Genomic DNA, 21669 nt, shown 5'->3' on the forward strand with positions numbered 1-21669 from the left:
AGCGTCACCTCAATCTAAAATAGTTATTTTAGTATATCATACCGATGACATAACATCAAATAAAAATTTATTGATAAAAAATATTAATAAAGATATTGACAACTTCCCTGGGTTAGCATATACTAACCTACAGGAAATGGAATTGATTATCAATAAATATAAAAGAAAGAAGATGACGAAGGATGCCCTTGACAATGGTAAAAGCTGGAGAACCAAATGTAATCCGTAAAGTCGGAGGAAAAGAAGAAACAAGACGGTTTTTAGAGAACCTGGGATTTGTTACAGGTGGAGTTGTGACTGTTGTTTCTGAAATCGGAGGAAATATGATTGTTAATGTAAAAGATTCCAGAGTGGCAATCGGAAGAGATATGGCCAATAAGATTATTGTAGGCTAGAGAAGGAGAAAAGAAGATGACATTAAAGGAAATCCCAGTAGGAAAAACAGTCAAGGTTACCAAGCTGACAGGTGAGGGCCCTGTGAAACGAAGAATCATGGATATGGGCATCACAAAAGGCGTGGACATTTTTGTAAGGAAGGTCGCACCTCTTGGGGATCCGGTTGAAGTCACCGTAAGAGGATATGAATTATCCCTTCGCAAGGCTGATGCGGAAATGATTGTTGTGGAATAATTTTTTTTACAGATGAGTTAGGTAAAACTAATACCAAACATATTAATGCTGACAGGCAGAAAGAGGTAGAGTATGTCAATTAAGATTGCATTAGCAGGAAATCCAAACTGCGGAAAGACAACGCTGTTTAATGCGCTTACGGGATCAAATCAGTTTGTGGGGAACTGGCCCGGCGTTACGGTTGAGAAAAAGGAAGGAAAGTTAAAGGGTCATAAGGATGTTATCATCATGGATCTTCCTGGAATTTATTCCCTTTCTCCCTATACTCTGGAAGAAGTAGTAGCCAGAAACTACTTAATCGGAGAGAGGCCGGATGCGATTCTTAATATCGTGGACGGAACCAACATCGAACGTAACCTTTACTTATCCACCCAGCTGATGGAACTTGGAATTCCAGTCATTATGGCTATCAACATGATGGATATCGTTGAGAAAAACGGAGACAAGATACATATCAGCAAATTAAGCCAGAAGCTGGGCTGTGAAGTTGTAGAAATCTCCGCTTTAAAGGGAACTGGTATCTCTCAGGCCGCGGAAAAAGCAGTTGCATTAGCCAATGGAAAGAAAAATACAGTTCCGGTACACAAATTTCAGGCGGAGCTTGAAAGCGTATTGGATTCCATCGAGGAAAAGTTAGGAAACGATGTGCCAGAAGAGCAGAAACGTTTCTTTGCAATTAAGCTTTTAGAAAAAGACAGTAAGATCGAAACCCAGTTAAAGCGGGTACCGGATGTATCAGAAGAAATCACCTTAATTGAACGTGAGATGGACGATGATACGGAAAGCATTATTACCAATGAGCGGTATGTGTACATCTCTTCCATTATCAATGAGTGCTACACAAGAAGCAAACGGGATAAGCTTACAATATCTGATAAGATCGACCGGATTGTTACCAACCGGTTTCTTGCTCTGCCTATTTTTGCGGCTATCATGTTCCTCGTATACTATGCATCTGTAACTACCGTCGGCGGCTGGGCTACGGACTGGACCAATGATAACCTGTTTGGTGAAGGCTTTTCCTTCTTTGGCCTTGATGTTCCAGGAATTCCAGTCATAGCAGAAAACATCCTGGTTGCAGTGGGTTGTGCAGACTGGCTTCAGGGATTGATTTTAGATGGTATTATCGCTGGTGTGGGCGCTGTTCTTGGCTTCGTACCTCAGATGTTAGTACTTTTTATATTCCTTGCTTTTCTTGAGAGCTGCGGATATATGGCAAGAGTTGCGTTCATTATGGACCGTATCTTCCGTAAATTCGGTCTTTCTGGAAAATCCTTCATTCCAATGTTGATCGGCAGTGGCTGTGGTGTTCCTGGTATCATGGCTTCCCGTACCATTGAAAATGATCGTGACCGTAAGATGACTATCATGACAACTACTTTTATTCCATGTAGTGCCAAGCTTCCGATTATTGCTCTGATCTCAGGTGCGTTGTTCGGAGGAGCTGCCTGGGTAGCTCCAAGTGCTTACTTTGTTGGAATTGCAGCAATTATCTGTTCCGGTATCATTTTAAAGAAGACAAAGATTTTCTCCGGCGATCCGGCTCCCTTTGTTATGGAGCTTCCGGCATATCACATGCCTACAGTAGAAAATATTTTAAGAAGCATGTGGGAACGTGGCTGGTCCTTTATTAAGAAGGCTGGTACCATCATCCTTCTTGCAACCATCGTAGTATGGTTTACCTCATACTTTGGCTGGGTGGACGGACAGTTCAGACTTCTTGATACCCTTGAACTTGATCACAGCATCCTGGCAGCAGTGGGAAGTACCATCAGCTGGTTATTCGCTCCTCTTGGCTGGGGCAACTGGAAAGCAGCTGTCGCTGCGATCACAGGCCTGATCGCAAAAGAGAACGTAGTAGGAACCTTTGGTATTCTTTACGGTTTTGCAGAAGTGGCAGAAGACGGAAGCGAAATCTGGGGAACTCTTGCAGGAAGCATGACTTCTATCGCTGCTTATTCCTTCCTGGTATTTAATCTTCTCTGCGCTCCCTGCTTTGCTGCTATGGGTGCCATCAAACGAGAGATGAACAGCGCCAGATGGTTCTGGTATGCAGTAGGTTACCAGACGCTCCTCGCTTATGTAGTGGCTCTTTGCGTTTACCAGATTGGTACACTCATTACCACAGGAAGCTTTGGAGTATTTACAATCGTTGCATTTGCATTGATTGCAGGATTTATCTTCCTTCTGGTAAGACCAGGCAAAGACAGTAAAGTTTCAAAAGCAAATTTTAAAAGTGTGGCAGGCGCCAAATAAGTCGCGGTACACGTAGAAAGAGCCTGCATGAAGATGCAGGCTCAACATATGAGGAGGCTCATTATGGGAACAGTGGTTGTACTCTTAGCCGTTATCGGCGCAGTTTCATTGGCAGTCAGAAGCATGGTCCGTGATAAGAAGAACGGAAAATCCATTCAGTGCGGTCAGTCCTGTAAGGACTGCGGAGGACATTGCAGCTAATCGATACCAATTAATAACGAATTAATACCAGTAAACGGAGGTGCCAATATGGAAAATCGTAATGTAATCAGTGAAAAAAGAAAAGTAACCGACTCCAGAAGCTATCGTACATCTAAAATGCAGAAGGACCTCATTATTGAGCGACTAAAGCAAAAAGGATGCAGAATAACTAAACAGCGCCTCACGCTGCTGGATATAATTCTGGAACATGAGTGCTCCAGCTGTAAAGAGATTTATTACAAAGCGTCGAGAGTGGATGAAAGCATTGGAGCTGCAACGGTTTACCGTATGGTAAATGTGCTGGAAGAGATCGGTGCCATCAGCAGAAAGAACATGTATAAGATTGCTTATTCAGAAACCTGCTCTATGGAAAATGCCTGCACAGTGATTCTTGACGATGAAACCACATATCATTTATCTGCAAAGAACTGGAATCTGGTAGTACGGGCAGGACTATCCGCCTGCGGATATTTAAACGATCAGAAGATTTCTTCTATTTCCGTAAAGCCCTGCGAATGTGAACAGGCCGGATGCTACTAATTGACGGTTAGCCTTTGCTAACTAAAAGACGAGTAAAACATAGGAATATAGGAACCAGATTGAAAGTGACAGCAGCCATTCAATACCCATTGGGACCCGGCCAGCTTGACATTCCCGCTGGTTCGATGTATACTTTCAAAGAAAATTAAAAAGGGGTGCTGGATGAAGTCCGGCTGAGATAAAACCGTCTTGTTTTAAACCCTGTAACCTGATCTGGATAATGCCAGCGTAGGAAACTTTCAGGCTCTGCCTGTTAACCCGCCCGGATATCCGGGCGGGTTTTTTCATACCAGCCCTACTGGGCATAACGCACATAACAGGAAAAGGAGAGAACACATATGAATGCAAGCGTAGCAATTCAAACACTTCCAGAGGCTAAGAATGATGAGGATTTAATCCGTATTGTAGATGAAGTTATTGATTATATTAAAAGCACGGGACTGACTTATTATGTTGGGCCGTTTGAGACTGCCATTGAAGGAGATTATGATGAACTGATGGATATTGTAAAGGAATGCCAGCATATCGCCATTCGTGCAGGCGCTCCTTCTGTGGCCGCTTATATTAAAGTTACCTACCGGCCGGAAGGTGAGGTATTGACCATTGATAAGAAAGTCACAAAGCATCACCAATAAGCTTTGGTCCTGTTCCGCGGTATTGGGGCTTTTGCTCCTGTGGCAGGGGATATGTTCCGCCGGTATCATAGAAGCCTATCTTCTGCCGTCTCCCGCCAGCGTGGGACGTGCACTGATCACGGAGTTTCCGGCACTGATGGAGCATGGGAAGATAACGCTTAAAGAGGCATTTGCAGGACTTTTTCTTGGAGTGGTACTGGGATTTTTTATCGCTGTTATCATGGATCATTTTCATGGACTTTACCGGGCAATTTATCCGGTGATTATACTTACCCAGACCATTCCTACGGTGGCCTTAGCCCCTCTCTTAGTATTGTGGTTTGGTTATGAAATGACACCAAAGATCATACTGATTGTGCTGACCACATTTTTTCCTGTTGCCATCGGACTCCTTTCCGGCTTTCAATCCGTTGATCCGGATGAAGTCACCTTGCTTCGGTCCATGGGCGCAGGAAATGTAAGTATTTTTCGTTATATCAAGCTTCCGGGAGCCATGGGGCAGTTCTTTTCCAGCCTGAGGATTTCCGCATCCTATGCAGTAGTAGGTGCGGTCATCTCCGAATGGCTGGGGGGATTTGGCGGCCTTGGCGTCTATATGACCCGGGTGAAAAAGGCCTTTGCCTTTGATAAAATGTTCGCAGTGATTATTCTCATATCAGTCATCAGCCTTCTTCTCATGAAGGGGGTTGACTACCTCTCGAAAAAATGTATGCCATGGGAAGAAATCTAACAGAATTAATTTGGAGGAAACAATGAAAAAAATCATAAGAAAAGCAGGGAAAGCAGTTTTACTTGCAGCGGCACTTACTGCATCCTTAAGTGCCTGTAAGAAGCAGGAAACGCAGACAGGTAATACAGAAGCAGAGAATTTAAAGAAAGTAACATTTGTTCTTGATTGGACGCCTAACACCAATCATACAGGCCTTTATATTGCACAGGAAAAAGGATATTTTAAAGATGCCGGACTTTCTGTTGATATTGTACAGCCACCGGAAGATGGGGCAGCCGTTTTAGTCGCCTCAGGAAAAGCGGAATTTGGCATGGCATTTCAGGATACCATGGCCCCGGCACTGGTTGGGGATAATGCCTTACCGATTACAGCTGTGGCAGCTGTGATTCAGCATAATACTTCTGGAATTATCTCCAGAAAAGGGGAAGGCATGGATACTCCCAAAGGACTGGAAGGGAAAAAATATGCTACCTGGGATAATCCAGTGGAAAAAGCCATGATAAAAGATGTGGTGGAAGCGGATGGCGGAGATTTCTCCAAAATAGAGATGATTCCAAGTACAGTGACCGATGAAGTTTCTGCTTTAAAAACAAAGTCAGTGGATGCCATCTGGATTTTCTATGGCTGGGCAGGCGTTAAGATGGAAGAAGAAAAACTGGATACCGATTATTTTCAATTTGCAGATTTAAATCCGGTGTTTGATTATTATACACCTGTTATGATAGCCGGTAATGATTTCTTAAAGAATGATCCGGAAACGGCAAGAGCGTTTCTTGGTGCCGTTAGCAAAGGGTATGAAGACGCAGCAAAGAACCCGGAGGAAGCAGCAGAAATATTATGTAAGGCAGCTCCAGAGCTTGATAAAGGCCTTGTCCTGGCAAGCCAGAAATACCTTGCTGATAAATATCAGGCTGGAGTGGATGTATGGGGATATATGGACCCCAAGCGTTGGAACGGATTTTACAACTGGCTTAACGACAATGGACTTTCTAATCCTGCAATACCGGAAAACACTGGCTTTTCCAACGACTACCTGCCACAGTAAAATCAGGAGGCTTATATGGTACATTTAAAGGCGGAAGGCATAAAAAAGTCTTTTGAAGGAAGAACGATTTTAGAAGGTGTATCTCTGGAACTTAAGGAAGGGGAGCTGGTTTCCCTTCTTGGAGCAAGCGGAGGAGGAAAAACCACCCTGTTTCAGATTCTCGCAGGACTCAGCCTGCCGGAGGAGGGCCACGTTTTTATTGATGAAAGAGAGGTTACAGGGAAACCAGGTAACGTCAGCTACATGCTTCAAAAGGACCTGCTCCTTCCATATCGAACGGTGGTTGATAACGTGGCTCTTCCCCTATTGCTTTCCGGAATGAGAAAAAAGGAGGCCAGAGAAAAAGCAGCCGGATACTTTGAGCTGTTTGGCTTAGAAGGAACCGAAAAAAAATATCCCTCCCAGCTCTCCGGCGGTATGCGGCAAAGAGCAGCTCTTTTAAGGACATATTTATTTAAAAGGCCCATTGCCCTTTTGGATGAACCATTCTCAGCCCTTGATATGCTTACCAAGCACGCCATGCATGAATGGTACTTAAAGGTGATGGAGGAGATTAAGCTATCCACTCTTTTTATCACCCACGATATTGACGAAGCCATTCTTTTATCGGATCGTATCTGCCTTTTGACCGGGTCTCCCGGAAAGATAACCAGAGAGATTCTGATCAAAGAGCCAAAGCCCAGAAGCGTAGAGTTTCACTTGTCTGAAGAATTCCTGGAATACAAAAGAGAGATCACAAAGCATTTACTAGATGGAAAAATTAGGTAAATTTGACGCTTGTTATTCCCTTAAAATCGTGTTACCCTAGACAGGTATGGAAATGATTTCCATAAAATACAGCAAAGGATTTGAGGAAATGGACAGGAAAAGAAATCATGTACTTACAATGGCTAAAGTCCTGGTTCTGACAGGGGTATTTATTCTGGCAGGACAGGGGAATGCACTGGCAGATGCCTCCTTAAAGTTTGTGCCTGGAACAAAGATCAACGGAGTCTTTGTGGGCGGTATGACAGTGGAGGAAGCAAAAGTACAGATAGAAGGCTTTTATGGAAGAGAATATAACTTAACGATTAAGACAAAAGACGGAAAGGCGGAGGTCATCAAGGGCTCTGACATCGGATATCAGGTGGTGATTACCGATGGATTAAAGAGCATCCTGGATGAGCAGAACGCCTCAGGCCGCGTAGCAGGACCTGCCGAGGACAACAGCCGCAGCTTAAAAAGCACGGTGGCCTTTGATGAAGGAAAACTAAAGGAAAAGCTGAATGGCCTTTCTTTTGTAAGCGGACAGGGAGTCGTAACTACGGTAAATGCAAGGATATCCGCCTTTCAACAGGGGGAGCCATTCACCATTCTCCCGGAGGTGCAGGGAAACAGCGTGAACATGGGAAAGCTGGAGGAAGTAGTAAAAGGCGGGCTGAACCAGGAACTTCGGGAAATCAGCTTAGAAGATTCCGGCTGCTATGACGCGGTTACCGTTACAAAGGATGACCCTGGCTTAAAGGCACAGTGCGAGGCACTTAATAAGGTCAGGGAGATGCAGATTACATATACTTTTGGAAACAGAACCGAGGTTCTTTTAGGAGAGGAGCTGAGCTCCTGGATTACCGCTGGGGCAGATGGCTCCATTCAGGTGAATCAGGAAAAGGCTGCCGCCTACGTAAAGACCCTGGGAGACAAGTACGACACTGCCGGCAGGGGAAGAAATTTCCGTACCACAAGCGGAAGGGATTTAAGCTTATCCGGTGCTTATGGCTGGCAGATCAACCAGCCGGCTGAGGTTGGGGAGCTGATCGCTGCCATTCGCGGCGGACAAAGTATTACGAAGGAACCCAAGTACTTAAAAGCTGCCGCAGACCGGAACAATGACTGGGGTGGAACCTATGTAGAAGCGGATATGTCTGCCCAGCATGTTTACATGTACAAGGATGGAGCCCTAGTCTGGGACGCTCCCTGTGTCACTGGAAATGTATCAAAGAATTATACCACACCCGAAGGAATCTATACCTTATCTTATAAGCAGACGGACCGGATTCTTCGTGGAGATAAAAAGGCGGACGGGACCTATGAATATGAGAGTCATGTAGATTACTGGATGCCATTTAACGGTGGAATCGGTTTTCACGATGCCAACTGGAGAAGTAAGTTCGGCGGAGCTATTTATAAAAACAGCGGAAGTCATGGCTGTGTCAATCTGCCTCCCAAAAAGGCGAAAGACCTTTACAGTCTTGTTTATTCCGGAATACCGGTTATCTGCTTTTATTAAGAAAAAGAAAGGGATTGTCTTGTCACCTGGCAACAGATTGACAAGACAATCCCTTTGTGTTACATTGATGACATTAAATGGCAGAAAGGAGAAGACATTGATGTCAGAAATCATGCCGCATTTAAAGCTTTCCAAGGAACAGGCAGCCCCCTTTGCTCTTTTACCCGGAGACCCAAAACGGCTTGACCGGATTGCCCCCTATTTGGAGGATGTAAGGGAGCTGGCGTTTAACCGGGAATTTCGAAGCTTAAAGGGAAGCTTTCGGGGAGTTGAGGTGATGGCTGTATCCACTGGAATCGGTGGCGCTTCGGCGGCCATAGCGGTAGAAGAGCTTCACCGCATCGGAGTCAGGGCCATGATACGGATTGGAAGCTGTGGTGCTCTTAAAAAAGGCATTTCTCTGGGAGATTTAATCATAGCAAGTGGTGCCGTTCGTAACGACGGGACCTCCTCATCCTATGTAGATTCCGCTTACCCGGCAGTCCCTGACCCCCAGCTTTTTATGGCCTTAATGGAAAGCGCCAGAGAATCGAGAGTTCCCTGTCATGCAGGGATCATAAGAAGTCATGACAGCTTTTATATTGACGAAGAAAAGGAAATATGTGAGTACTGGTCAAAAAAGGGTGTCCTTGGCTCTGATATGGAAACTGCGGCGCTGTTTGTGACAGGAGGCTTACGGGGAGTAAAAACTGCTTCCATCCTGAATACCGTAGTCCAGTATGAGGAATCCTTAGAAGAGAACATAAACCTTTATACCGGCGGTGAATCAGCTATGATGAGGGGAGAACAAGCAGAGATTCTTACGGCACTTCAAGCATTTGTTCGGATCAGTCAGAACCAGGAAGGGAGAATATGAAAATGAAACAGTTATTTAAAACGAAATGGAATGCAGCCTGCTTTGTGCTGATTCCAGCCTGTATTGGTATCAATTATCTGGGAAAATTATTTGCTTCTGTTTTAAAGCTGCCACTTTGGCTGGATTCCATTGGAACCTGCATTGGCGGAATTCTTGGAGGGCCTGTAATCGGGGGGATCTGCGGAGCTGCCAACAATCTGATCTTTGGTTTTACCACCGGGGATTCCATTACTCTTGTATATGCCTTAACAAGTCTTGGGATCGGCGCGGCAGCAGGAATCATGGCAAGACTGGGCCATATGAAATCATTGGGGGGTGCCTTATTCACAGCCTGCGTCACAGGCTTGACAGCCGTTGTTATTTCCACCCCTTTAAACATTATCTTCTGGGGAGGAACCACCGGAAATATCTGGGGAGATGCAGTGTTTGCATGGTCACAGGCTTCTGGGCTTCCAGTTTTCTTAGGCTCATTTTTAGATGAAGTGGTGGTAGATGTTCCAGACAAGTTTATTACTCTTTTGATCGTGTTTGCCATTGTGAAAGGACTTCCCAGGAAACTTACCTCACTGTATGACATTGATGATGAAGTTGTAAGCCTGGATTAGAGAAAAAGGCGGTTAATTATGAAAAGCATCAGTCTTTATGTGGATCAGGATACCTTTTTAACCAGACTCCATTCCTTTTCCAAGTTATTTTACATTGCAGCAGCCATTGCCATTCCTCTCATCGGAGGCGGTTTCCGTTTATATGTCCTTAGCCTGGGATTAAGCTTTTGTCTGATTGCAGCAGGAAAAATCGGAAGAAGAATTCTGCCTCTCATCGCGTTTTCATTTACCATTATTCTTACGGTATTTTTGATTCACGGACTCTTTAATCAGAAAAATGAACAGATCCTTTTTACTCTGGGACCTCTCGTCTTTTACAGGGAAGGGCTTTTATATGCACTTAAGATAGGGCTTAATATCTTAAATATGCTCCTTGCCTTTGCGGTCCTTGTGCTGACGACCAGACCAGCAGTCCTTGTGGATGATTTAGAACAGGCTGGATTTTCTCCCAGATTCGGCTATATGATCTGTTCTGTGTTTCAGATTATCCCTCAGATGATGGGAACCATGAATACCATACTGGATGCCCAAAGAAGCAGGGGCATGGAGACAGAAGGCAATATACTGGTAAGAGCCAGGGCATTTCTTCCCCTCATTTCTCCAGTGGTAAACAGTTCATTAATCAATACCAGAGAAAGGGCCATTGCCTTAGAAGTCCGTGGATTTGATTCCAAAGAGAAAAAGACCTTTTTACAGGATCGTAAATTACGGGGAGAAGATAAGAGATTTATAGCCATGATGGCGGTTCTTCTCTTTGCAGCTCTCATATGGAGGATACGTGTATGGCTCTGATTGAGGTGAAACAGTTAAAGTACCGCTATCCCCATACGGACAAGCTGGCTCTTGACGGAATTGATTTTACTGTGGAAAAAGGGCAGTTTATTGGAATCATCGGGGAAAATAAGGCAGGGAAGAGCACTCTATGTCAGGCTTTTGTGGGACTGGTGCCCTCCATGTTTCGGGGAGCCTATGGCGGAACGCTCATGATTCATGGTATGGAGGCGGCTAAAACACCGGTAGCTAAACTTTGCCGTCATGTGGGGCTGGTGTTTCAAAATCCGTTTAACCAGTTATCAGGAGCCAAGGAAACGGTGTTTGAGGAGGTTGCCTTTGGCCTTCAAAATCTGGGGATTCCCAGAGAGGAAATCATAAGACGGGTGGAGGATAATCTTTCCCGCCTGGACATTTTAGACTATAAAAACAGGAACCCATTTGACTTATCCGGAGGTCAGACCCAGAGAGTGGCAATCGCAAGCATACTGGCCATGGAGCCAAAAGTCATTGTTCTTGACGAACCAACCTCTCAGCTTGACCCTCAGGGAAGCGAAGAGGTCTTTCAGGTGGTAGAGGCCTTAAAACAATCCGGCATCACCATACTGATGGTAGAACACAAGATGGAAAAGCTGGCAGAATACTGTGATAAGATCCTTCTTTTGCACCAGGGAAGACAGATTGCCTATGATACACCGGAACGTATTTTTTCCAGAGCGGATTTAGAACAGTATGGAGTGGAACCACCGGTCTATACAAAGGTGTGTGAGAAACTTGAAATCTACAGGGAATCAGGGGATCAAAAAGAGTATCCGGTTACCTTATCACAAACCGTGGAGAAAAAGGACAGCTTTCCAAAAACTCTTTCCGGCAGAGAAATAGAAAAACAAGGGACTTTATGGGAAGAAGAGGTCTCAAAGGAACAAGAAGTGCTTTTTGAAATTCAGGATCTGGAGTTTGGCTATACCTCACAAAAGCTGGTGATCCATAGCCTGTCTCTCAAATTATCAAAACAGCCCACAGCCATCATCGGTCAAAATGGTGCGGGTAAAACCACCTTAGTGAGGCTTTTGAAAGGATTGCTAAAGCCGGGTGACGGCCAGATCCTTTTAAACGGAGAAGATATTTCGGAAAAAACTGTTGCAAAGCTGGCGGGAGTGGTGGGCTATGTGTTCCAGAACCCTGATGATCAGATTTTCAAAAACAAGGTAATCGATGAGGTAATGGTAGGGCCTCTTCATATTGGCATGAGCCGGGAAGAAGCTGGAAAAAGGGCCAGAGAGGCCCTTTCCATGGTCGATATGACGAAATGGGAGCAGGAAAATCCTTATGATCTGGATCTTTCAGAACGTAAGATGGTGGCCATTGCTTCTGTCATTGCCATGGAGCCAAAGGTGCTGATTTTAGATGAGCCAACCATTGCTCAGGATATAAAAGGACGTAAGCTTTTGGGCTCAATCATAAAAAAGCTCAGTGACAAGGGAGTATTTGTCCTGGCGATTCTTCATGATATGGACTTTGTAGCAGAATACTTTGACCGGGTCATTGTCATGGCTCATGGAAAGGTGCTGGCAGACGGACCAAAAGAAGCTGTTTTCTATGATAAGGACAGCTTAAGTACGGCAAGACTTGAACAGCCTCATATGACAAGGCTGTGTGAGGCATTGGGATACCAGGGGATATTTTTAACAGCAGACGATATCAAAGATAAAGGCAGGGATTAATAAAAATTGGATGGAATGGAACGCAGACAAAAAATAATACAAATCTTAAGCCAGGAGGACATGCCCGTTTCCGGTACAGAGCTTGCAAAACGGCTGGGAGTGAGCCGGCAGGTCATTGTTCAGGATGTGGCCCTGATGCGGGCGGAGCAGACGGAGATTCTTTCCACGAACAAAGGATATGTACTTCGCCGCCAGCCAGGAAAAGAGGAGGAAAGCTTTGTAAGAGTCTTTCGGTCCACACACAGAACAGAAGATACCTTAAGTGAGCTTCAGACCATTGTGGATTATGGCGGCAGGCTTCTTGACGTGTCCATCGAGCATGAGGTCTACGGTGAGATCCATGTGGATTTAATCATTAATAACCGGTTGGATGCAGAGGAATTTGTAGAAGCCCTGGAGACATCGAAGGACCAGCCTTTAAAGGCGCTTACCAATGGCTGCCATTACCACACGGTGGCGGCGGATTCCATAAAGAATTTAGACAGAATTCAACAGGAATTAAAGAATAAAGGCTTTCTGGTGGAAGAATAAGGCACGTAAAATACCTGGCTCTTAAAAGAAGTATGAATGAGAGCCAGGTATTTTTCATATGTTTATTCCGAGCAAAAAACTATGACAGACTGTGGCGTGGTCTGAGCCGGTATGCTGCGGGTGGTAAATAAGTAAAGAACAAGAAGGTAGTGGCCTCCCGGATTGTAAAAAAAGGTTTGCCCATTGGGCAGAAGCACGTTGGTAGAATCGGAGATATTAAGCTTTAAAGTCTCGTCGGTATTAAGCAGGTCCTCGTTAAAATAATCAAACATAGCCTGAAATCCATCTTCATTTTTTGCAAGCATCACTGCAGTGAATTGTGGCGGATAGATTAAGGGAACAGGAGCGCTGGTATCATAAATAGCAATGATGGGATCTCCTTCTTTAAAGGTATGCTGGCCCAAGACATAAGTATTGGGATTAACGACAAAATTCACCTGACCGAGGCTTTGGCTCATAACAGAGATCAGAATAGAACAGCTATGGTCCAGAGCCGAGGTTTTTAATGGAGTAATGGAACTGATGGTTCCATAAACAGGAGTATAACGGGTCATGAACAAGATTTCCTTTGGAACATTCTTAGTTTCATTTTATGAAGAGCAATTCCTCTCTGTGAAAAATCTTAATAACTCTTTCCTGGAAATCGTAATAAAAACGTCAAGAAATATACCATAAATATTTAGACATATTTCGCGTTTATCCGTTATAATTGATTCTGAACGAAAAGGATAGCAAAGAGGTAGGAAATAAATGGAAAAACATGAACAGCGCAGCAGAAAGAAGAAGTCCTTAGGAGTATCGGGGCTGGCATTAGTTGGAGGCGGAATTATGGCAGCAGCGCTGATTGCTGCTTTTGCATACATACAGGTTGGCAGATCATATCAAAAGGTGTTTTTCCCTAAAACCGTTATCAATGGAATGGACGTTTCAAAAAAATCAGTGATGGAAGTCAAAAAGATGATTGCTTTGACCATTGATGATTATAAGCTTACCTTACAGGAACGGGGAGGAACCACGGAAGAGATTAAAGGCATGGATATCGGTCTGGAAGCCGTATTCGATGGAAAGCTGGAATCTTTGCTGGGAGAACAAAAGCCCCTTTCCTGGGCAAAACACTTAAGGAAGCCCCAGTCATTTGAAATCGGAACCATGATTCAGTATGACCAGAATAAATTTGATACTGTGGTAAACGGATTATCCTGCTTAAAGATAGACGAAGAGGATAAGGCTCAGAACGCATCAATTTCTGATTACGTCTCTGGTCAGGGTTACCAGATTAAGCCGGCCAAGGATGGCAAAGAATTAAACCCGGAAAAGTTGAAGTCAGAGATATCAAATGCAGTTATGGATTTAAAGCCGGAGCTTAATTTAGACGAGGTGGGAGCTTATATCTCTCCTAAGGTGCCGACCAATGATCCAGGGCTTGTAAGCAAGGTTCAGACCATGAATAAGTATGTCAACACCACGATTACATATAACTTCGGCGATGAGAAAAAGGTACTAAGCGGAGATACCATCTCCAAATGGGTCAAAACCGATGACAGCGGCCAGGTTTATTTAGACAGTAAATCCGTCAGTGATTATGTAAAAGAACTGGCAAGTACCTATGATACGGCCTACAAGGCCAAGAATTTCACCACTTCCACCGGACAGAATGTGAAAATTACCGGAGGAAGCTATGGCTTTAAAATCAATCAGAGTGCTGAGGCAGACGAGTTGGCAGAGCTGATCCGTACCGGTAACAGTCAGGTAAGAGAGCCTGTTTATAAACAGAGGGGCGCCAGCAGAGGCGCTAAGGATTATGGGAATACATATGTGGAGATCAACTTGACGGCTCAGCATATCTACTATTATAAAGACGGCAAGCTAATTGTGGAATCTGATTTCGTATCAGGCAATGAATCCAAGGGCTGGTCTACTCCAGCAGGAGCTTACGCCCTTACTTATAAAGAACGCAATGCCACACTTAAGGGAGAGAATTACAGAACTCCTGTGGATTACTGGATGCCATTTAACGGCAATATCGGTCTTCACGATGCCAAATGGCGGAGCACCTTTGGAGGTTCTATCTATAAGACCAGCGGCTCTCATGGCTGTATCAATCTTCCTCCAGCCGTTGCAAAGACCATTTTTGAGAACATAGGTGCAGGAATTCCGGTCCTTTGTTATCATCTGCCAGGAACCGAGTCTCTGACTACTTCCAATGGAACCGGAAAAAAGGAAGAGACAAAAGGCGCCCAGCAGCCAACGACTCAGGCAGGTACCCAGCCAACCACCCAGGCAGCTACTCAGCCAGCCACACAACCAACCACCGCAGCACCTACGACAGCAGCGCCAACAACAGCAGCTCCGACTACGGCTCCGGCGGCAACCACCCCAACCACAGTTTCAGCCCATCCTTCCTTTGACCAGGAGGCAGGGCCTGGCGCATCGAAAAGTACGGGAAAGAATAAGTCCGGACCTGGGATGTAGGGGAAAGGAATCTAATAATAAAATCAGAGGCAGTCTCCGGATATTTAATAGGAGGCTGCCTCTTTTTGCTGTAATAAAGAATACTGCCTCCTGTCTTCCCTTCGTCTCCTTCCCTTATGAACTTTACTTGACAAGTATATCAGACTGATATAATATAAAATATATCAATCTGATATAGTAGGAGGAGCGTATGTCTAATATACTGTTTGTTAATGGCAATCTTCATGGTCATGTAAATCCAACCCTGCCTTTGGTAGAAGAACTTGTGAACCGAGGAGATAAGGTATGGTACTTTGGAGCTGATTCTTTCCGTAATTCCTTGTCGGAGGCTGGGGCTATCTGCATAAATGGAGGTGAGGAACTGGAGGAATTTTATAAGGGATACCGTCCCACGGGAAATCACCCGTTTTTCACCATACTGGAATATATGATCCGCCTTGATGAGATACTGATTCCGATGATTTTAGAGGTCTGGAAGGAGAGGACCTTTGACTGTCTGATATGTGACAGCGTTCTGGGAGCCGGCCAGTTTTTGAGAGGAATTCTTAGCGTGCCTGTGATTGGTTCTGTCTCCTCCTTTGCCTTAAGCAGCCTTCCCATTCCTGACAGCATGTTAGAGCGGGGGACCCATCCCCAGCTTGATGAGTTTTACCGCAGACTTCATGAGCTTTGCTCTTCCTATCAATTGCCGGTTCCTGATCCTCTGTCCTTTTTTCAAAATCAGGGGGACTTAAATATGGTTTATACTTCAAAGGCATTTAACCCAGGCAGCCAGCTCCTTGACGATTCCTACCGGTTTGTAAGCCCAATGCTCCGGGAGGAGGACATGGGAGATTTCCCAATAGAACAGCTTCAGGATAAGAAGGTGATTTACATTTCCCTTGGGACCATAAACAATCAGATATCGGAATTTTATGAAATGTGCATGGAAGCCTTTAAAGACTTTGATGGTGTAGTGGTTCTTTCTGTGGGAAAAAAGTGTCAGATATCTGATTTTACTCATATCCCAGCCAATTTCATGGTAAGGCCATATGTGCCTCAGCTGGAGGTCTTAAAGCATGCCAGCTTGTTTCTTACCCACAGCGGCTTAAACAGCGTCAAAGAGGCCATTCTAAGCGTTGTACCCATGCTCCTGTTCCCCATGGTCAATGACCAGTTCCTGGTGGCGAAACAGGTGGAATCCATGGGCTGCGGAATCAGGATGATATGGAAGGAAGCAACTTCTTCCATTATAAAAGAAAAGGCCTGGGAGGTCATGAATGAGCCAAATTATGAGAAAGCCTGTCAGAAGCTTCGTCTTGAGTTTGAGAAAACAGGAGGTATGAAACAGGCAGCAGATGAGATTCATAAGCTGCTTGCAGAATGGAAGGAGAAAAAAGATGTCAGTGAAGAATAAAACACGCTACGCTATTTTAGGTGTCTTAAATAGTTCCCCCTGTACTGGCTATGATATTAAGAAATACTGCGACCGGATCATCGCCCATTTCTGGAATGAGAATTACGGCCATATCTATCCGGTGCTCAAAGCGCTGCAGGAGGAAGGTCTCATAGAGCGGGTGGAAGAGGAGACGAATGACAGGAAAAAGAAGTATGCCATAACCGGAAAAGGCAGAGAGGAATTCTTAAGCTGGCTAAAAGAACCGGCCCATTATCAGCCTGCCAGATCGGAGTTTCTGTTAAAGCTATCCTTCTCCAAGGATCTTCATAAAGATGAGATCAGGAGCATGATTTTAAAATACAAAGAAGATTACGTGAAAAAACTCGATGGATATGGTAAAATGGAAGAATATATGAAACAAAAGGAAGGGGCTCTGGAAACACAGCAGGGATTCTTCCTATATGCCCCCCTAAGATATGGAATCCGTTCTGCAGAGTCTGCCATCGCATGGTGCGATGAGATGCTGAACGAAATTGATTTACTGAAATAAGGAGAAGGCCATGCTAAAAAAAGAGACATTCGTGCCCATACAGTTTTTTAAAAAAGAAGCGTACACCGGAAGCATGATGGGAATGCGCTACCGGATCAAAAAAGAAGAAGAGGGACTGGAAGCTACGGTATACCCGGAACCTTACTGTTATGAGGCAACTCCTGACGAACAAAAAACAAAAGAAGTCTTTCCATTTTCGGAAGAAGGACGGGAACAGGCCGTGGACTGGATCAACCAGCAGTATGAAGAGAAAATAGAAATATGGGAATCCGCCAGAAGAAAGTAAAAATGAGCAAATCCCTGTTCTTTTCCCCCTTTTCTAAATGGATGAAGTATGGTATGATAATGTATTATTGGAAATACTGACATGGAGGAAGAGAGATGGAAGATAACAAAGAAGAAATTGTTTCTAAAAACTTTATTGAACAGGAGATAGACAAGGATCTTTCCGAAGGAGTTTATAATCACGTGCAAACGAGATTTCCTCCGGAACCAAACGGTTATCTGCATATTGGACATGCAAAGTCTATATTGCTTAACTATGGCCTGGCTCAGAAGTATGGTGGAAAATTCAACCTCCGTTTTGATGATACAAACCCGACAAAAGAGAAGACAGAATTCGTGGAATCCATTATGGAAGACGTAAAGTGGCTGGGAGCTGACTTTTCAGACCGCCTTTTCTTTGCTTCCAATTATTTTCAGGAAATGTATGACTGTGCCGTTCTTTTAATTAAAAAAGGAAAAGCATTTGTCTGTGATTTAACTGCGGAGGAAATCAGAGAATACCGCGGTGATTTCAAAACTCCGGGAAAAGAGAGTCCATACAGAAACCGAAGTGTGGAAGAAAACTTAAAGCTGTTTGAAGAGATGAAGGCTGGAATATACAAGGACGGAGAAAAGGTGCTCCGTGCGAAGATTGATATGGCTTCTCCAAACATTAACATGCGTGATCCGGTTATTTACCGTGTGGCCCGCATGACCCATCATAATACCGGAGATGCATGGTGCATTTATCCCATGTATGATTTTGCCCACCCCATTGAGGACGCTATTGAAAACATTACTCATTCTATCTGTACGCTGGAATTTGAAGACCACAGACCTCTTTATGACTGGGTGGTTAAGGAATGTGAATATCCAAATCCTCCCCGTCAGATCGAATTTGCAAAGCTTTATCTTACCAATGTAATAACCGGTAAGCGGTATATAAAGAAGCTGGTTGAGGATAACGTTGTAGATGGATGGGATGATCCTCGTCTTGTTTCTATTGCAGCTTTAAGAAGAAGAGGCTATACTCCGGAAGCACTTCGTATGTTCGTGGATTTAGTAGGTGTTTCAAAAGCCAACAGTTCCGTGGATTATGCCATGCTTGAATATTGTATCCGGGAAGATTTAAAGCTGAAAAAACCAAGAGTGATGGCTATTTTAGATCCCATTAAGCTTATCATTGATAATTATCCGGAAGATACCATTGAGTATCTGGATGCTCCCAATAACCTGGAAAATCCAGAGCTTGGAGAGAGAAAGATACCGTTTGGCAAGGAGCTTTATATTGAACGGGAAGACTTTATGGAAGAGCCTGTGAAAAAGTATTTCCGCCTTTTCCCTGGCAATGAAGTTCGCCTTATGAATGCTTACTTTGTGACCTGTACAAGCTGTGAAAAAGATGCAGATGGCAATGTAACCGTCGTACACTGTACCTATGATCCTGAGACAAGAAGCGGTTCCGGCTTTGAAGGAAGAAAGGTAAAGGGCACCATTCACTGGGTGGCAGCAAAAACGGCTGAAGTGGCAGAATGCCGTCTGTATGAAAACATTGTGGATGAGGAAAAAGGGAAATTAAACGAAGACGGAAGCTTAAACTTAAATCCCAACTCTCTGACCATTATAAAGAACTGTTTTGTGGAACCTGAGCTTGCAAAAGCAAGAGCTTATGACAGCTTCCAGTTTGTTAGAAACGGATTTTTCTGCGTGGACTGTAAAGACAGTACACCAGAACATTTAGTATTTAACCGGATTGTATCCTTAAAGAGTTCCTTTAAAATAACAAAATAATGATGACAGGCTAGATGCCGGTCAAAGGAAGAAGTGCTGCATGACCGAGAAAAGAAAGGGCGTGTGGCATTTTTTCCTTTGGAAGCAGAAAGGAGACGATATCTTGGAGCTGATGATTCCTCTGAAAAATCAGGCTGGTCTTTCCTATTACAGCCAGATTTATACTTATATCAAAGAAGAGATTAAGAAAGGTAATCTAAAGCCGGCGACCCGTCTTCCTTCCACCAGATTATTGGCGGAGCATTTAAAGGTGAGCCGGAGCACCACCCAGATGGCATACGAACAATTGCTGTCAGAAGGCTATATTGAGGCAGTTCCCTATAAAGGCTATTACGTCTTAGAGATTGATGGTCTGGTGCATACCGGACAGGAGTTAAAAGAAAAGGGAGCTTCCCTGTTACAATCAGGCTTTCCTCATTCCATGACCGGGTCAGGCATTCTTGTGGATTTTTCACCAAGAGGAATTGATCTTGGTGCATTTCCTTTCAATACCTGGAGGAAAATATCGAAAAACACCCTGGTGGATGATAACAGAGAGATGTTTGTTACCGGGGATCCAAAAGGAGAGGCTGGTTTTCGGGAAGCCATCCGCACATATCTCCATTCTGCCCGAGGCGTGAACTGCCTGGCGGAGCAGATCATTGTTGGTGCAGGAAGCGAATACCTTCTTATGCTGCTGTCCCAGATTCTCTCCAGTGACCGGATTATAGCCATGGAAAATCCAACCTACAAACAGGCCTACCGGGTCTTTTACAGCTTAAACTATCAGGTAGTCCCTGTATTCATGGACCAGCAGGGGATGGATGTGAGACTTTTAGAGGAAAGCGGAGCCGATACCGCCTATGTTATGCCCTCCCACCAGTATCCAACGGGAATTGTCATGCCGGTGAAGCGCCGCCAGGAGCTGCTTTCCTGGGCCTGTAAAAAAGAAGGCAGATATTTAATTGAAGACGATTATGACAGTGAATTCCGCTATAAGGGACAGCCCATTCCAGCCTTACAGGGTATGGATCAAAAGGATAAGGTCATTTACATCGGGACCTTTTCTAAATCCATCGCACCCGCTATTCGGGTGAGCTACATGGTGCTTCCAAAATCTTTGCTGTCAGTTTACCGGGAAAAGGTTAGCTTTTATGCCTCCACGGTTTCCCGCATCGACCAGAATATTCTTTATCAGTTTATGGAGGAAGGCCATTATGAGCGTCATTTAAACCGGATGAGAGCCGTATATAAGGCAAAGCATGATGTTTTAATTGCAGGTCTTAAGCCATTTGAGGAGCAGTTTCTCATAAAGGGAGAATACGCAGGCCTTCATCTGCTGCTTACGGATTTAAAGGGACGGACCGAAGAAGAACTTATCAATCAGGCAGAACAGGCGGGGGTTAAGGTATATGGAATGTCAGGATACTTTATTCATGAGGAACATAATAACTACCCACCGACCATAGTACTGGGCTTTGCAAGCCTTAATGAAGAAGAGATCACCAGAGGCCTAGATCTTCTTAAAAAGGCCTGGAGGGTGGAAGAATAGAGGGAGGGATGCTGTGAATCATAAATGGAACGAAATAAAAAAACAGGATAATATCCGGGTACTGGCTGCCATCGGACTGACCGCTCTTTTGTTATTTCTCTTATCCGTGGCAGGTACTCTTCAAAATGGGAAACCGGCCCCGGCCCCAGTCCCGGCCCAGAAAGAGGCTCCTGTGGCAAAGGCGAAAACCGGCGGAGAATCGGTGCCTGATAAGACAGAAGTCCCCCTTACGGAGGCGGATAAAGAGTTTTTAAATAGTCTTACTTTATATTTTGATAGCGGGGATTTGGAAGGAGCAGCCAGGCTGATAGACAGCTATCCGCTTAGCTGGACAGAATTTCCTATCATGTATGATGGAACTGCTTTATCAAAGGAGATGACTGGAACAAAAGGCATGGTGTTTTTAAAGAGGACCACTGTTTTTTATGGAGAATTTGCGGGAGGGCTTCCACAGGGAAAGTGTACGGCTCTCCAGGTGATTACTCTTGACGAAGGAAAGCGGTACGATTACTCTTACGGTACCTGGTCTCAGGGAAGAATGAACGGAAGCGGTGCAAGCGGCTATAATTATTATGACGGAGCAATGGGAGATATTAATAAGAAGAGTGCAAAAGAAGGAAATTTTAAAGACGATCTCATGGAGGGGGAAGTGATATATACCACCACCAATGCTTCTGGTGAGACTGCCAAATGGGATTTTCAGACGGCTGATGGTGTGATTGTGCCAGATGACCGCTGGATACAGGAACATGACGATGAGGGGAAAGTCATTTATAAACGGATGGCAGACCAGGATGAAAATCACGCCTATACCTTAAGTGAGAGCGATATAAAAGAAGATAGGTGGAAGAATTTTATCCAGTTTTCAACAGATTAAAAGGAGGCTTTGCCCT

23 protein-coding genes and 1 riboswitch are annotated in these 21669 nt (G+C 44.5%); of the genes, 22 read left to right on the top strand and 1 reads right to left on the bottom strand.

Going from position 1 to position 21669, the window contains the following annotated elements:
* Positions 1–182 precede the first annotated feature (182 nt).
* The 15 genes from OW255_RS05515 (at position 183) to OW255_RS05585 (ending at position 12790) form a co-directional block, all read left to right on the top strand.
* The gene (locus OW255_RS05515; protein WP_024836902.1) at positions 183–395 is read left to right on the top strand and encodes a FeoA family protein; all 213 of its coding nucleotides are present in this window, start codon (positions 183–185) and stop codon (positions 393–395) included.
* A 16-nt stretch (positions 396–411) separates the two neighbouring features.
* Positions 412–630, top strand: coding sequence for a FeoA family protein (locus OW255_RS05520; protein WP_024836901.1), 219 nt, complete (start codon positions 412–414; stop codon positions 628–630).
* Between the two features lie 72 nt (positions 631–702).
* Positions 703–2886: a ferrous iron transport protein B gene (feoB, locus tag OW255_RS05525; RefSeq protein WP_268115900.1), complete on the top strand. Its 2184-nt coding sequence runs from the start codon at positions 703–705 to the stop codon at positions 2884–2886.
* 63 nt (positions 2887–2949) lie between these two features.
* Entirely contained in the window at positions 2950–3087 is a 138-nt protein-coding gene (locus tag OW255_RS05530; RefSeq protein WP_034597746.1) for a FeoB-associated Cys-rich membrane protein, read from the top strand.
* Between the two features lie 48 nt (positions 3088–3135).
* The gene (locus OW255_RS05535) at positions 3136–3627 is read left to right on the top strand and encodes a transcriptional repressor (protein ID WP_024836899.1); all 492 of its coding nucleotides are present in this window, start codon (positions 3136–3138) and stop codon (positions 3625–3627) included.
* Positions 3628–3768: 141 nt separating this feature from the next.
* Positions 3769–3880: riboswitch (TPP riboswitch) on the top strand.
* Positions 3881–3965: 85 nt separating this feature from the next.
* Positions 3966–4262, top strand: a complete 297-nt coding sequence (locus OW255_RS05540) for a thiamine-binding protein (RefSeq protein ID WP_024836898.1) — start codon at positions 3966–3968, stop codon at positions 4260–4262.
* A complete protein-coding gene (locus OW255_RS05545; RefSeq protein WP_024836897.1) occupies positions 4231–4992 on the top strand; it encodes an ABC transporter permease in 762 nt (253 codons plus the stop codon). Before OW255_RS05540 ends, OW255_RS05545 begins: the two co-directional genes overlap by 32 nt.
* Before the next feature lie 22 nt (positions 4993–5014).
* Entirely contained in the window at positions 5015–6037 is a 1023-nt protein-coding gene (locus OW255_RS05550; RefSeq protein ID WP_268115901.1) for an ABC transporter substrate-binding protein, read from the top strand.
* Between the two features lie 15 nt (positions 6038–6052).
* Positions 6053–6805: an ABC transporter ATP-binding protein gene (locus OW255_RS05555; protein ID WP_024836895.1), complete on the top strand. Its 753-nt coding sequence runs from the start codon at positions 6053–6055 to the stop codon at positions 6803–6805.
* Between the two features lie 88 nt (positions 6806–6893).
* Positions 6894–8303, top strand: a complete 1410-nt coding sequence (locus OW255_RS05560) for a L,D-transpeptidase family protein (RefSeq protein ID WP_024836894.1) — start codon at positions 6894–6896, stop codon at positions 8301–8303.
* 100 nt (positions 8304–8403) lie between these two features.
* Positions 8404–9159, top strand: a complete 756-nt coding sequence (locus tag OW255_RS05565; protein ID WP_268115902.1) for a nucleoside phosphorylase — start codon at positions 8404–8406, stop codon at positions 9157–9159.
* A gap of 2 nt (positions 9160–9161) precedes the next feature.
* A complete protein-coding gene (locus tag OW255_RS05570) occupies positions 9162–9764 on the top strand; it encodes a hypothetical protein (RefSeq protein WP_024836892.1) in 603 nt (200 codons plus the stop codon).
* 18 nt (positions 9765–9782) lie between these two features.
* The gene (locus tag OW255_RS05575) at positions 9783–10556 is read left to right on the top strand and encodes an energy-coupling factor transporter transmembrane component T family protein (RefSeq protein ID WP_268115904.1); all 774 of its coding nucleotides are present in this window, start codon (positions 9783–9785) and stop codon (positions 10554–10556) included.
* A complete protein-coding gene (locus OW255_RS05580; protein ID WP_268115906.1) occupies positions 10547–12259 on the top strand; it encodes an ABC transporter ATP-binding protein in 1713 nt (570 codons plus the stop codon). Before OW255_RS05575 ends, OW255_RS05580 begins: the two co-directional genes overlap by 10 nt.
* A gap of 15 nt (positions 12260–12274) precedes the next feature.
* Positions 12275–12790 carry a transcription repressor NadR gene (locus OW255_RS05585; RefSeq protein WP_268115908.1) on the top strand — a complete coding sequence of 172 codons (516 nt, stop codon included), beginning with the start codon at positions 12275–12277 and terminating at the stop codon, positions 12788–12790.
* Positions 12791–12852: 62 nt separating this feature from the next.
* Here the strand turns inward: OW255_RS05585 and OW255_RS05590 are convergent, their stop codons facing one another.
* Complete coding sequence (locus tag OW255_RS05590; protein WP_024836888.1) at positions 12853–13344, bottom strand: hypothetical protein; 492 nt, start codon at positions 13342–13344, stop codon at positions 12853–12855.
* Between the two features lie 196 nt (positions 13345–13540).
* Here OW255_RS05590 and OW255_RS05595 point away from each other — a divergent pair, with 196 nt between their 5' ends.
* From OW255_RS05595 to OW255_RS05625, 7 genes are all read left to right on the top strand, one after another.
* The gene (locus OW255_RS05595) at positions 13541–15262 is read left to right on the top strand and encodes a L,D-transpeptidase family protein (RefSeq protein WP_268115911.1); all 1722 of its coding nucleotides are present in this window, start codon (positions 13541–13543) and stop codon (positions 15260–15262) included.
* Between the two features lie 190 nt (positions 15263–15452).
* A complete protein-coding gene (locus OW255_RS05600) occupies positions 15453–16658 on the top strand; it encodes a macrolide family glycosyltransferase (protein WP_268115913.1) in 1206 nt (401 codons plus the stop codon).
* Positions 16642–17190: a PadR family transcriptional regulator gene (locus OW255_RS05605; protein WP_024836885.1), complete on the top strand. Its 549-nt coding sequence runs from the start codon at positions 16642–16644 to the stop codon at positions 17188–17190. The genes OW255_RS05600 and OW255_RS05605 overlap by 17 nt, the downstream gene beginning before the upstream one ends.
* 10 nt (positions 17191–17200) lie before the next feature.
* Positions 17201–17476, top strand: coding sequence for a hypothetical protein (locus OW255_RS05610; protein ID WP_024836884.1), 276 nt, complete (start codon positions 17201–17203; stop codon positions 17474–17476).
* A 95-nt stretch (positions 17477–17571) separates the two neighbouring features.
* On the top strand, positions 17572–19245 hold the full coding sequence (locus OW255_RS05615) for a glutamine--tRNA ligase/YqeY domain fusion protein (RefSeq protein ID WP_268115916.1): 1674 nt from the start codon (positions 17572–17574) through the stop codon (positions 19243–19245).
* Between the two features lie 103 nt (positions 19246–19348).
* Positions 19349–20776: a MocR-like pyridoxine biosynthesis transcription factor PdxR gene (gene pdxR, locus OW255_RS05620; RefSeq protein ID WP_268116577.1), complete on the top strand. Its 1428-nt coding sequence runs from the start codon at positions 19349–19351 to the stop codon at positions 20774–20776.
* A gap of 13 nt (positions 20777–20789) precedes the next feature.
* Positions 20790–21653, top strand: a complete 864-nt coding sequence (locus tag OW255_RS05625; protein WP_268115917.1) for an MORN repeat-containing protein — start codon at positions 20790–20792, stop codon at positions 21651–21653.
* Positions 21654–21669: the final 16 nt, after the last annotated feature.

The organism is Lacrimispora xylanolytica (genome assembly GCF_026723765.1).
GTDB classification, from domain to species: Bacteria; Bacillota; Clostridia; order Lachnospirales; family Lachnospiraceae; genus Lacrimispora; species Lacrimispora xylanolytica.